At 66.3% G+C, this 11,869-nt stretch carries 9 protein-coding genes and 1 pseudogene; 6 read left to right on the top strand and 4 right to left on the bottom strand.

Annotation, left to right across the window (positions count from 1 at the left end; genetic code table 11):
* Positions 1-425 precede the first annotated feature (425 nt).
* From ACIQ09_RS19850 to ACIQ09_RS19860, 3 genes and pseudogenes are all read right to left on the bottom strand, one after another.
* A complete protein-coding gene (locus ACIQ09_RS19850) occupies positions 426-1,868 on the bottom strand; it encodes a glycerol-3-phosphate dehydrogenase/oxidase (protein WP_398313773.1) in 1,443 nt (480 codons plus the stop codon).
* An 89-nt stretch (positions 1,869-1,957) separates the two neighbouring features.
* Positions 1,958-3,447 (bottom strand): annotated as a pseudogene (glpK, locus tag ACIQ09_RS19855) (glycerol kinase GlpK).
* 78 nt (positions 3,448-3,525) lie between these two features.
* A complete protein-coding gene (locus ACIQ09_RS19860) occupies positions 3,526-4,416 on the bottom strand; it encodes a hypothetical protein (protein WP_398313759.1) in 891 nt (296 codons plus the stop codon).
* A gap of 177 nt (positions 4,417-4,593) precedes the next feature.
* Between ACIQ09_RS19860 and ACIQ09_RS19865 the strand changes: the two genes are divergently transcribed.
* Positions 4,594-5,907: a hemolysin family protein gene (locus tag ACIQ09_RS19865; protein ID WP_398313761.1), complete on the top strand. Its 1,314-nt coding sequence runs from the start codon at positions 4,594-4,596 to the stop codon at positions 5,905-5,907.
* Here the strand turns inward: ACIQ09_RS19865 and ACIQ09_RS19870 are convergent.
* On the bottom strand, positions 5,904-6,422 hold the full coding sequence (locus tag ACIQ09_RS19870; RefSeq protein ID WP_398313763.1) for a hypothetical protein: 519 nt from the start codon (positions 6,420-6,422) through the stop codon (positions 5,904-5,906). The two genes, ACIQ09_RS19865 and ACIQ09_RS19870, sit on opposite strands and share 4 nt — an antisense overlap.
* A gap of 520 nt (positions 6,423-6,942) precedes the next feature.
* Between ACIQ09_RS19870 and ACIQ09_RS19875 the strand changes: the two genes are divergently transcribed.
* From ACIQ09_RS19875 to ACIQ09_RS19895, 5 genes are read left to right on the top strand one after another with little or no spacing between them, the layout of a single operon-like run.
* Positions 6,943-7,956 (top strand): sulfate ABC transporter substrate-binding protein, encoded by a 1,014-nt coding sequence (locus ACIQ09_RS19875; protein ID WP_398313765.1) that lies wholly within the window; start codon positions 6,943-6,945, stop codon positions 7,954-7,956.
* On the top strand, positions 7,956-8,792 hold the full coding sequence (gene cysT / locus ACIQ09_RS19880) for a sulfate ABC transporter permease subunit CysT (protein ID WP_398313767.1): 837 nt from the start codon (positions 7,956-7,958) through the stop codon (positions 8,790-8,792). Before ACIQ09_RS19875 ends, cysT begins: the two co-directional genes overlap by 1 nt.
* Entirely contained in the window at positions 8,792-9,688 is an 897-nt protein-coding gene (cysW, locus tag ACIQ09_RS19885) for a sulfate ABC transporter permease subunit CysW (protein ID WP_398313775.1), read from the top strand. Before cysT ends, cysW begins: the two co-directional genes overlap by 1 nt.
* Position 9,689: 1 nt before the next feature.
* Positions 9,690-10,799 (top strand): sulfate/molybdate ABC transporter ATP-binding protein, encoded by a 1,110-nt coding sequence (locus ACIQ09_RS19890; RefSeq protein ID WP_398313769.1) that lies wholly within the window; start codon positions 9,690-9,692, stop codon positions 10,797-10,799.
* Positions 10,799-11,743, top strand: coding sequence for a CysB family HTH-type transcriptional regulator (locus ACIQ09_RS19895; RefSeq protein ID WP_398313771.1), 945 nt, complete (start codon positions 10,799-10,801; stop codon positions 11,741-11,743). Before ACIQ09_RS19890 ends, ACIQ09_RS19895 begins: the two co-directional genes overlap by 1 nt.
* The last annotated feature ends 126 nt before the right edge of the window (positions 11,744-11,869 follow it).

Below are 11,869 nucleotides of genomic sequence, written 5' to 3' on the forward strand. Positions count from 1 at the left end.
TGAACCGCTTCCGCCGCCGCGGTTTGAGGCGTGTCCGCCTGGAGTTCCGTCTGCACTTGACGGCTTATACCCTCGGGCGGGCGCTGGCGTACGCCCGCCGGCGGCGCTTTTTGGCCCTCGTATTGCGTTTGGCGTGCCCTCTGAGCAGGCTTTGCCCGCCAACGAGACAATGGCGTGGGCGGCTCACCGGCAGGCGCCCAGCGGCGCTACGCGTCCGATTGACCCCGGCGTAGCCTGGTTTGGCGTGAAATGCGGGGGTGAAAAGGGATTTACAACACCCTCTGAAGTCGCCCCTACAAGTCGCCCCGACGAATCGTCCCTAAGAGTCACTCCTGCGGAGAGACCGCATCGACTGTCAGACGACGGGTCAAACGGAGGAGGTAAGGATGGATTCGACCTTCGCGCCTTGATTGACGTGGCCCACGTCAACGCGGGGTGAGGAAGCCCTCGGCCAGCCGCTGGAAGGCTTCTGTCTGTTCACGGGCCTGCTTGTCATCGAGGCCCCGCTCTTCCGCCAGCAGCGCGGCGACTGCCGGAGCAGCGTCCTGGGCGCTGCGGGCGTCGATGAACAGGGCGCGGTGACGGCGGGCGAGGAGGTCTTCGACGCTGCGGGCCTGCTCGTGACGGATGGCGTGGCGGACTTCGGCTTCGGTGAGGGTGAGGGCCGGGTGGATCTGCTTTCCGGCGCCGGGCAGGTTGTCCACCTGAGCTCTGTCGGTGCCGAAGACATCCTCGCAGGCCGCTCCCGGGTGGCCGTGGAGGTGCAGTTCGCGGGTGCGGCACGGCCGCGGCGGCAGCCCGCCAATGGGGATGGCGGTATCGACGATCTGCTCGCCCATGCGCCGATAGGTGGTCCATTTTCCTCCCGCGACCGACACCAGCCCCTGCCGGGAGACCTGGATCAGGTGTTCGCGGGACAAGGCCGCCGTGGTGCCGCCCTTCGTGCTTCCAATCAGGGGGCGCAGGCCGGCGAAGGCGCTGCGCACGTCCTCCCGCCGGGGTGGGCGGGCGAGGTAGCGGCCGGCGGTTTCCAGGATGAAATCGATCTCGCCGGCCAGGGGGCGGGGCTCCAGGGGTAGATCGGTGCGGGGCGTGTCGGTGGTGCCCAGGAGCACCTTGCCCTTCCACGGAATGGCAAACAGCACCCGGCCATCCGGGGTGTGGGGGATCAGCAGGGCGGAGTCGGTGGGCAGGAAATCCCGGTCGAGCACCAGATGGGCGCCCTGGCTGGGGGCCAGCTGGGTGGGCGCCTGCGGCTCGTCGAGCTGGCGCAGGTTGTCGGCCCACACGCCGCCGGCGTTGATGACGACCCGGGCGGCGATGTTGAAGCACGCGCCGCTCTCCGCGTCGCGAGCGTCAGCACCCACCACCCGACCGGCCTCGTGGCGCAGGGCGGTGACGGGCAGGTAGTTGATGGCGAGGCCCCCCAGATAGAACACGGAGCGCATCAGGGTGATGGCCAGGCGGGCGTCGTCGAAGCGGGCGTCCATATAGGCGATGCCACCGACCAGGCCCTCCTGCTTCACGCCGGGCAGGGCCGCCACAGTGTCGCGGGCGGACAGCAGGCGGCTTGCCCCGAGGCTGCGGCTGCCGGCCAGCCAGTCGTAGGCGGTCAGGCCGACGCCCAACATCAGGCGGTCCCACTGGCGATATACCGGCACCACGAAGCGCTGGGGATGCACCAGATGGGGGGCGTTGGCGAGCAGGATGGCGCGCTCCTCCAGGGCTTCACGAACCAGCCCGAGGCGTCCCTGGGCGAGGTAGCGCACGCCACCATGGATAAGCTTGGTGGAGCGCGAGCTGGTGCCCTTGGCGAAGTCGTTGGCTTCGAGGAGGAGGGTGGTGTAGCCCCGGGCGGCGGCATCCACCGCGCAGCCCAGTCCCGTTGCGCCGCCACCGATGACCAGCACATCCCACCGGAGCGTGCTGCGCAGGCGGGCGAGCAGGGCCTCGCGTTTCATGGCCGGGCCCAGTCGCGGCTGCGCGCCACCGCCCGATGCCATTCAGCCAGACGTTCGTCGCGCCAGGTGGCGTCGCGGCCGGGCTCGAAGACCGTTCCGCCTCCCACAGGTGGGCCAGTTCATCCGGGGAGCGCCAGATGCCCACGGCCAGTCCGGCCAGCAGGGCGGCGCCCAGGGCAGTGGTCTCGGTCTGGCGGGGGCGGATCACCGGCACGCCGAGGAGGTCGGCCTGGATCTGCAGGAGCAGGTTGTTGCGCGCCGCGCCGCCGTCGGCCCGCAGTTCGGTGAGGGGGCCGGCGCCGTCGCGGTTCATCGCATGGACCAGATCCACGGTTTGAAGGGCGATGGCGTCCAGCGCCGCGCGGGCGATGTGGGCCTTGCCCACGCCGCGGGTCAGGCCGACCAGGGTGCCGCGGGCGTAGCCGTCCCAGTAGGGGGCACCCAGGCCGGCGAAGGCCGGGACGAGCAGGGCGCCATGGCTGTCCGGCACGGAGGCGGCCAGGGCTTCGATGTCAGCCGCCTGTTCGATCAGGCCAAGGCCGTCGCGCAGCCACTGGACCACGGCCCCGCCAATGAAAACGCTGCCTTCGAGCATGTAGTCGGTGCGCGGGCCGATGCGCCAGCCCAGGGTGGTGAGCAGGCGGTGTTGCGAGGCTACGGCCTGGGCACCGGTATTGAGCATCAGGAAGCAGCCGGTTCCATACGTGTTCTTGGCCATGCCGGGTTGCAGGCAGGCCTGGCCGAAGGTGGCGGCCTGCTGGTCGCCGGCCAGCCCGCCGATGGGGATGGCCGCGCCGAACAGCGAGGCGGCCGTCTCGCCGAGCACGCCGCTGCTGTCCACGACCTTCGGCAGCAGCGTGGCGGGGATGTCGAAGAGGGCCAGCAATTCGGCGTCCCAGCACTGGCGGTGGATATCGAAGAGCAGGGTGCGGGAGGCATTGCTGGCATCGGTGACGTGCAGGGCACCGGCGCTGAGCTGCCAGACCAGCCAGCTGTCGATGGTGCCAAAGGCCAGCTCGCCGGCCGCGGCCCGGGCGCGAGCGTCCGGAACGTGATCGAGCAGCCAGGCCAGCTTGGTGGCCGAGAAATAGGCGTCCAGTTCGAGTCCGCTGCGGTTCTGGATCAGGGGCGCGTGGCCGGCCTGGCGCAGGCGCTCGCACTCGGCAACGGTGCGGCGGTCCTGCCAGACGATGGCGGGCGCCAGCGGGCGGCCCGTGGCGCGCTCCCACAGCACGGTGGTTTCACGCTGGTTGGCAATGCCGATGGCGGCCACCTCGCAGGCGGTGATGCCGGCTGCGGCGAGGGCCTGGCGGGCGCAGTCGAGTTGGGTCTGCCAGATCTCCAGCGCGTCATGCTCCACCCAGCCGGGGGCCGGGTAGGACTGGCGGAATTCCTGCTGGGCGGTGGCCAGGACGTGGCCCCGTTCGTCGAAGACGAGGGCCCGGCTGCTGCTGGTGCCCTGGTCGAGGGCGAGGAGGTAGGGCATGGGGCGTGCCTCCGGCAGAGTGTGTGCCGATGATACGGCAGCCCGGCAGGAATTCTTGACGTGAAAGAGCCCCCGCGGTCAGCAGCGGCTGCCTTCGGGGCGACGGGTGAAGCCGAAGCCGTCGCCGCCCAGGCCGGCGGGCTGGATGCAGATCATCAGGGCCAGGGAGCGGGCCGATCTGCCGATATCGGGCGGGAAGGCGGCGAAGGGCACGGCCCGCTCGACGACGGACTTCACGAAGGCGATTTCTTCCTGTTGATCGCCGGCGTTGAGCACCTTGAAGCTCTTCAGGCTGCCGTCGGGGTTGAGGCGCACTTCCACGGCGGCGCTGTGGAGGCCGCGGGCGCGGGGGTCGTTCTTGACGAAGGACGCGCTGCGGTTGAGTTTCTTGACCAGCGCGTCCATGTAGAACTCGAGGCTGAACGGGTCAACTGGCGGGCTGTCCGGGATGCGCTCGATCAGGTCGGTGGAGTCGTTGCGACGACGGCTGCCCCCTTCCTGGGGGCGTTCGTGATTGTCCCGGCCGGATTCGCGGGCGATCTCCCGGGCCATGGCCATGGAGCGTTCCGCCAGGTCGGGCTTGGGCCTGGCCTTGGCCTCGGTGGCCAGGTCGTTGAGGAAGTTGTCCATCTCCTGCTTCTGGGCCACGCTCCATTTCGGTGTCGTTTCGGCCTGGCGCAGGGTCGGGGCCACGTCCTTGCGGGCGGTGAGGATGCGCGGCCGCGGCTCCCTGGGGGCGGGCTTGGCCTGTTTGGCCTTGCTGGGCACCGGCGGTGGGGCAGGGCGGGTTTCGGCAGGCGGTTTGCGGGCCTGGCGGGGGGCCAGGCGTGCCTGCAATTGGGGCGCTTCCGGGTTGTTCTGAGGTGGTGGGCTGAGCTGGATCAGCAGAACGAGGGCGTGGGCCAGCAGCGAAAACGCGATCGCCAGGCGCAGGGGTCGCGGGGAGGGTTCGTAGTGCGGTTGAAACATCGGCCGGATTCTAGACCGGGGCGCCGGGGCGCGGGTGGGTTTTACACCGGCTGACGATTGGGCGGTAGTAGCCCGCCGCGCCTGCGCGATCACTTACGGCAAGGCCCCCGGGCCGGCTACAATGCGTTCCTTTCGACCCTGGGGCCGCAGTCTGCATGACATGGGGCGGCCTTACTGATGGATATAGTCCTGTTGTTGCTGCTGATTCTGCTCAATGGCGTTTTTGCCATGTCGGAAATGGCAGTCGTTTCATCCCGCAAGTCCCGCCTGCAGAATCTGGCCGATGATGGCAGTCCCGGAGCGGGTTCTGCCCTGATTCTGCACCAGGAGCCGTCGGGCTTTTTGTCCACCATCCAGGTGGGTATCACCTCGGTGGGCATTCTCAGTGGTGCCATCGGCGAGGCCGCCCTGGCTGATCCCCTGGCAGCCTGGCTGGGCAGCTTCGCCACCATCGAGCCCTACGCCAGGGCCGTGGCCCTGACCCTGACCGTGATCGGGCTGACCTATTTTTCGGTGGTGGTTGGCGAACTGGTGCCCAAGCGCCTGGCCCTGCTGGCGCCGGAGGGCATTGCCACCCTGATCGCCCGCCCGATGATGATCCTGGCCAGGCTGGCCCACCCGCTGGTGATGGTGTTGTCGGGCTCGTCGGCCACCATCCTGCGTCTGCTTGGTGCCCGCCGCAAGGAAGAGCCGCCAGTGACCGACGACGAGATCAAGGTGCTGATGGAGCAGGGCGCCGAAGCCGGCGTGTTCCATGAGAGCGAACAGGAAATCGTCTCCAACGTGCTGCGTCTGGACGAGCAGCGCATCTCGGCGATCATGACGCCGCGCCGGGAGATGTTCGTCATCGATCTGGAAGAGGACGAAGAGATCGTCTGGCAGCAGCTGAAGGAAACCAGCTATTCCCGGGTGGTGGTGTGCCGGGATGGCCTCGAACATGTGCTCGGCGTGCTCCAGACCGGAGACCTGCTGAAGAAGGCCCTGGGGGGCGAGCGCGTCACCCTGGCGGATCTGGAGGCCTTGCTGCGTCCGCCCCTGTACGTGCCCGAGACGGTGAGCACCACCCAGCTGCTCGAGAGCTTCCGTCGTGCCCGCCTGCAGTTCGCGCTGCTCATCGATGAGTATGGCGATGTGCAGGGAGTGGTGACCCTGACCGACGTGCTGGCGGCCATTGTTGGCGAACTGTCGGTGCCCGAGGCCCCGGAAGACCGGGACATGCTGCAGCGCGAGGATGGCTCCTGGCTGGTGGATGGCGACGTGGGCATCGAGCGCATGAAGTCGGTGCTGGATATTTTTGATGACCTGCCGGGGGAAGACGAGAACTCCTTCAACACCCTGGGCGGCTTCATCATGCACACCCTGGGCCGGGTGCCGGCCCCCACCGACCATTTCGAGGCCGCCGGCTGGCGCTTCGAAGTCATGGACATGGACCGCAACCGGGTGGACAAGGTGCTGCTCTCGGTGCAGCCTTCCTCACTGGAAGACGACTAGCGGCCGCACCACTCCCGGCGGTCGCCCCGGCCCCAGGGCTGGGACAGTCTTTCCGTCTGACTCAGGGTGCTGCGCACCTTCCCGCTGCTGCCATCGAAGAGCACATTGAAGCGGGCGGGCTCCGACCACACGTCGCAGTAGCGCCATTCCCACACCAGCTCGTCGCGGGCCTTGTAGTAGATCGTCCAGCCCGGATAGGACGGCCCGAGGATGCGCAGCACCGCGTCCTGGCTCATGCCGGGCTGGATGCGCGCGAAGTGGGCCATATCCATCACGTTTTCCACCGATGTCACCTTGCCGGTGGCGTCGGTACGCACCATCCAGGTCTGGTAGCCCATCGGTCCGCGGGGATAGGCGAGCTGTTCGCCACCGTCCGCCTCGCGCCAGCGCATCACCGGCTCACCCAGCACACGATAAATGTCCTGCTGCGTACTGCCTGGCCGAAGCAAGGGGCTGCCCAGCGGGGCGCAGGCAGTGACAAGCAGGGTGGTGGCGAGGGTGATGAAGCTTTTCATGGCGTCAGATCTCTCGGGCGACGCAAGCATTGTAGGCGGACTGCCGCGGGGTGCAGTCCGCGGTCGAATGAATTGGCGATGTTCGCGTTAGGTATATAGACACTACCCCTGGCAAGCGCACCGGGCTTGGTGAGCCTTGCCGTCCGGGGTGGAAGCGCTTTCCAGGCTTTATCTGAATGCCATTAGGTCCCTCCCTTCGACCTTGAACCGGTGAGCCCTGACGGACGGATTTCCGTTTTACTACGTCACATTGGCCGGGGCGAAATCCCGGCCAATGTAACGCCACGGAACGGAACGCCTGCAAGTAAGGGCTCAAGTCTTACCTGTCGAAGCGAAAACGCTTTCCATACTTAACGCGAACATCGCCAATGAATTCGACCATCCGCGCGCTCTAATAACCACACGGAAGGATGAGACCTTTCGTATTGCACGCTACGGAATATACAAAGCCATTTTTATTGGTTTGGTGCGCCGCGGTGCCTCCTTAGACTCGAAGCCTATTCGAAAAAAGGAGATTTCCATGTCGCCGATTCGCGCCGCGCTTCGCCCCATCGTTGCTATCCTGGCTGGCCTTGCCGTGCTACAGGCGGCGCCGGCTTCCGCCGACACGACGCTGCTCAACGTGTCCTACGACGTGTCCCGGGAGCTCTACAAGGACATTAACCCGGCCTTTGCCGCGCGCTGGCAGCGTTCGGCCGGCGAGAAGCTCACCGTCAACCAGTCTCACGGGGGCTCCAGCAAGCAGGTGGGCTCGGTGGTGGCGGGGCTGGAAGCCGATGTGGTGACCATGAACCAGGCGCCGGACATCGAGATGCTGGCGAAGAGCGGCCTGGTGAGCGCCGACTGGCGCAAGGCCTTCCCCCACGGGGCCGCGCCCTACACGAGCACGACGATCTTCCTGGTGCGCAAGGGTAACCCCAAGGGCATCAAGGACTGGTCCGACCTGATCCGCCCGGGGCTGCAGGTGATCGTGCCCAACCCCAAGACCTCCGGCAACGGCCGCTACACCTATCTTGCCGCCTGGGGCTATGCCCTGCAGAAAACCGGTAACGACGCCGGCGCCCGGGACTTCGTGAGCAAGCTGTTCGCCAATGTGCCGGTGCTGGATGGCGGCGGGCGTGGCGCCACCACCACCTTCACCCAGCGCGACATCGGTGATGTGCTGATCACCTTCGAGAACGAGGCCACCCTGATCGATCAGGAAGTGGGCGGTGACAAGTTCGACGTGGTGTACCCGTCCCTGTCCATCGAGGCGGCTGCCCCGGTGGCGGTGGTGAGCAAGGTGGTGGACAAGCGCGGCACCCGCAAGGCGGCCGAGGCCTACCTCAGCTTCCTGTTCTCGCCGGAAGGGCAGGAGATCATTGCCAAGCATTATTTCCGCCCCCGTGATCCGGCCGTGCTCAAGAAGTACGCCAGCCGTTTCCCCACGGTGAAGACCTTCACCGTCGAGGACAAGCTGGGTGGCTGGGATGCGGTGCAGAAGACGCACTTCTCCGATGGCGGCGTGTATGACCAGATCGTGGTGAAACGCTGATGGCGTCGTCCACTTCCTTCCGCGTATTGCCTGGCTTCGGCCTGAGCCTGGGCTACACCCTCGGCTACCTGTCGCTGATCGTGCTGATTCCGCTGGCCGCGGTGTTCTTCAAGGCCGGCTCCCTCGGCTTTGACCATTTCTGGGCTGCCGCCACCTCTCCGCGGGTGCTGGCCTCCTATCGCCTGTCCTTTGGCGCCTCGCTGATCGCCGCAGGCATCAATGCGGTCTTTGGCCTGATGCTGGCCTGGGTGCTGGTGCGCTATTCCTTCCCCGGCAAGCGCCTGGTGGATGCCCTGGTGGATCTGCCCTTCGCGCTGCCCACGGCGGTGGCCGGTATCGCCTTGACCGCCCTGTATGCCAAAAATGGCTGGATCGGCAGCCTGCTGGAGCCCCTGGGCATCAAGGTGGCCTTCACCCCGCTGGGGGTGCTGGTGGCGCTGGTGTTCATTGGCCTGCCCTTCGTGGTGCGCACGGTGCAGCCCATCCTCGAAGACCTGGACACCGAGTATGAAGAGGCGGCGGTGAGCCTCGGCGCCAGCCGCTGGCAGGCCTTCCGCTACGTGGTCTTCCCGACGCTGTTCCCGGCCTTGCTGACCGGCTTTGCGCTGGCCTTTGCCCGCGCCGTGGGTGAGTACGGTTCGGTGATCTTCATCGCCGGCAACATCCCCATGGTGTCTGAGATCACTCCGCTGATGATCATCACCAAGCTGGAGCAGTACGACTACGCCGGTGCCACCGCGGTGGCCGTGGTGATGCTGATCTTCTCCTTCCTGCTGCTGCTGATCATCAACGGCCTGCAGGCATGGACTGCCAAACGTACCGGGAGGGCTCGCTGATGGCTGGCGCTGCTGCAGTGCTGCACGGGACGGCGGATCACGCCGCCCGTTTTGAATCGAAGGCCGCGACCCGCGAGCCGGGGCTGGTCAAGTGGGGGCTGATCGCCATCTCCCTGAGTTTCTTCGCCTTTTTCCTGCTGTTGCCCCTGATCGCCGTGTTTGTGGAGGCCTTCCGCAAGGGTTGGGAAACCTACTTCAACGCGCTGCTCGATCCGGACGCGGTCTCGGCGATCAAGTTGACCCTGCTGGCTGCGGCGATCTCAGTGCCCCTGAACCTGGTCTTCGGCGTGGCGGCGGCCTGGTCGATCACCAAGTTCGATTTCCGCGGCAAGCATTTCCTGATCACCCTGATCGATCTGCCCTTCTCGGTGTCGCCGGTGGTGTCGGGCCTGATCTACGTGCTGGTCTTTGGTGCCCAGGGCTGGTTCGGGCCATGGCTGTCGGACAACGACGTGAAGGTGATCTTTGCGGTGCCTGGGATCGTGCTGGCCACCGTGTTTGTGACCTTCCCCTTCGTTGCCCGGGAGCTGATTCCGCTGATGGAAGCCCAGGGCAAGGAAGAGGAGGAGGCGGCGGTGGTGCTGGGCGCCAAGGGCTGGCAGACCTTCTGGCACGTGACCCTGCCCAACATCAAATGGGGCCTGATGTATGGGGTGATCCTGTGCAACGCCCGCGCCATGGGTGAGTTCGGGGCGGTCAGCGTGGTGTCGGGCCATATCCGTGGTTACACCAACACCATGCCCCTGCACGTGGAGATTCTCTACAACGAATACCAGTTCGCCGCAGCCTTTGCCGTGGCCTCCGTGCTGGCGCTGCTGGCCATCGTGACCCTGGTCATCAAGGTGTGGGTCGAACGCCAGGCCGGCAAGGCCGCAACCGTATCCGAGGACGAATGAGATGAGCATCGAAGTCAAGAACATCCGCAAGCAGTTCGGCAGCTTCACGGCGCTGCAGGACGTTTCCCTGGACTTTCCCACCGGCGAACTGGTGGCCCTGCTGGGCCCGTCCGGCTGCGGCAAGACCACCCTGCTGCGCATCATCGCCGGCCTGGAGTCGGCCGATGGGGGCCAGGTGCTGCTGGAAGGGCAGGACGCCTCCGACACCCACGTGCGCGAGCGTCAGGTGGGCTTCGTTTTCCAGCATTACGCCCTGTTCCGCCACATGACCGTCTTTGACAACGTGGCCTTCGGCATGCGCATGAAGCCGCGCAGCGTGCGGCCGTCCGAGAAGGCCATCAAGGCCAAGGTGACGGAGTTGCTCAAGCTTGTGCAGCTCGACTGGGTGGCCGACCGCTTCCCGGCCCAGCTCTCCGGCGGCCAGCGCCAGCGTATCGCCCTGGCCCGGGCCTTGGCGGTGGAGCCGCGGGTGCTGCTGCTCGACGAGCCCTTCGGCGCCCTCGATGCCAAGGTGCGCAAGGAGCTGCGGCGCTGGCTGCGGCGCCTCCATGACGAGCTGCACATCACCTCCATCTTCGTCACCCACGACCAGGAAGAAGCCCTGGAAGTGGCCGACCGGGTGGTGCTGATGGACCATGGCAAGGTGGAGCAGGTGGGTACGCCGGAAGAGGTCTATCGTCATCCGGCCTCGCCCTTCGTGTATGGCTTCCTGGGTTCGGTGAACCTGTTCCACGGCCGGGTGGATGGCGGCGCCGTGCATGTGGGCGACGATCGTCTGGCCACCGGCAAGGTGGATCTGGCCCATGGTTCCGAAGTCTTCGCCTTCGCCCGTCCCCACGAGCTCACCATCGTGGTCGATTCCCAGGAAGCGGGTGGGGTGGCGGCACGCATCAGCCGCATCCTGGCCTTTGGTGTCACGGCGCGCATCGAGCTGGATGGGCTGAATGGCTCCACCGGGCAGCTCTTCGAGGTGGAGATCACCCGGGACGAGGTGCAGCGGCTGGGTCTGGAAGAGGGGCAGGCCGTGCGTCTGGTACCCTCGCGCCTGCGGGTTTTTGAACGTAATGCAGCAGCAAGTGGCGCCAGTCAGGCGCCAAACTGGGTGATCTGATGAATTTCCAGCAATTGCGCATCATCCACGAGACGGTGCGTCGCAATTTCAACCTGACCGAGGTGGCCAATGCCTTGTTCACCTCCCAGTCAGGGGTCTCCAAGCACATCAAGGATCTGGAGGATGAGCTCGGCCTGGAGCTCTTCATCCGCAAGGGCAAGCGCCTGCTCGGCCTCACCGAGCCGGGCCAGGAGCTGGTGCACATCGTGGACCGCATGCTCATGGATGCCCGCAACATCAAGAGCATCGCCGAGCAGTTCAGCAACAAGGACCACGGCCAGCTCACCGTGGTGACCACCCACACCCAGGCGCGCTATGCCTTGCCGCGGGTGGTCACCCAATTCAAGCAGGCCTTTCCCAAGGTGCATCTGGTGCTGCACCAGGCCAGCCCGACGGAGATCGTCTCCATGCTGCAGGACGGGCGGGCCGACATCGGCATCGCTACGGAATCCCTCGCTGGCGTCACTGACTTCGTGTCGTTTCCGTATTACGGCTGGCATCACTCGGTGATCGTGCCGGCGGGGCATGCCCTGGAGTCGGTCGAGCCGCTGACCCTGGAGGCCGTGGCCGACCATCCGGTGATCACCTACCACGAGGGTTTCACCGGCCGCGCGCGCATCGACGAGACCTTTGCCAAGGCCGGCCTGACGCCGGACATCGTCATGTCGGCGCTGGATGCAGACGTGATCAAGGCCTACGTGGAACTGGGGTTGGGGGTGGGCATTGTGGCTTCGATGGCCTATGACCCGAGCCGCGACCAGGGCTTGCGCATGCTGGCCAGCAGCCATCTGTTCGAGGAGAACGTGACCCGCATCGCCGTTCGCAAGGGGCACTTCCTGCGCGGTTTTGCCTACCGTTTCATCGAACTGTGCTCGGCGGAGCTCTCTGAAACCGTGGTCCGGGCCGCCCTGCGCCCGGATGCCGACGGCGATTCATCCTATTGAGAGGGTGGATGAACCCGCATCCCTCCCCGGATGCTCCAACGCTGACTGGAGGGACTGTGGGGGCGACTTCAGTCGCCCATCCGCGCGTTGATCACAGGCATGCCGGTGATTGACGTCCGGGGGCGA

The organism is Zoogloea sp., assembly GCF_044344315.1.
In the GTDB taxonomy this organism is placed as follows: domain Bacteria; phylum Pseudomonadota; class Gammaproteobacteria; order Burkholderiales; family Rhodocyclaceae; genus Zoogloea.

Coding starts and splice junctions, on each gene's coding strand:
- ACIQ09_RS19860 (WP_398313759.1), bottom strand. CDS start 4,416: ATGTTTCAACCGCACTACGAACCCTCCCCGCGACCCCTGCGCCTGGCG.
- ACIQ09_RS19865 (WP_398313761.1), top strand. CDS start 4,594: ATGGATATAGTCCTGTTGTTGCTGCTGATTCTGCTCAATGGCGTTTTT.
- ACIQ09_RS19870 (WP_398313763.1), bottom strand. CDS start 6,422: ATGAAAAGCTTCATCACCCTCGCCACCACCCTGCTTGTCACTGCCTGC.
- ACIQ09_RS19875 (WP_398313765.1), top strand. CDS start 6,943: ATGTCGCCGATTCGCGCCGCGCTTCGCCCCATCGTTGCTATCCTGGCT.
- cysT (WP_398313767.1), top strand. CDS start 7,956: ATGGCGTCGTCCACTTCCTTCCGCGTATTGCCTGGCTTCGGCCTGAGC.
- cysW (WP_398313775.1), top strand. CDS start 8,792: ATGGCTGGCGCTGCTGCAGTGCTGCACGGGACGGCGGATCACGCCGCC.
- ACIQ09_RS19890 (WP_398313769.1), top strand. CDS start 9,690: ATGAGCATCGAAGTCAAGAACATCCGCAAGCAGTTCGGCAGCTTCACG.
- ACIQ09_RS19895 (WP_398313771.1), top strand. CDS start 10,799: ATGAATTTCCAGCAATTGCGCATCATCCACGAGACGGTGCGTCGCAAT.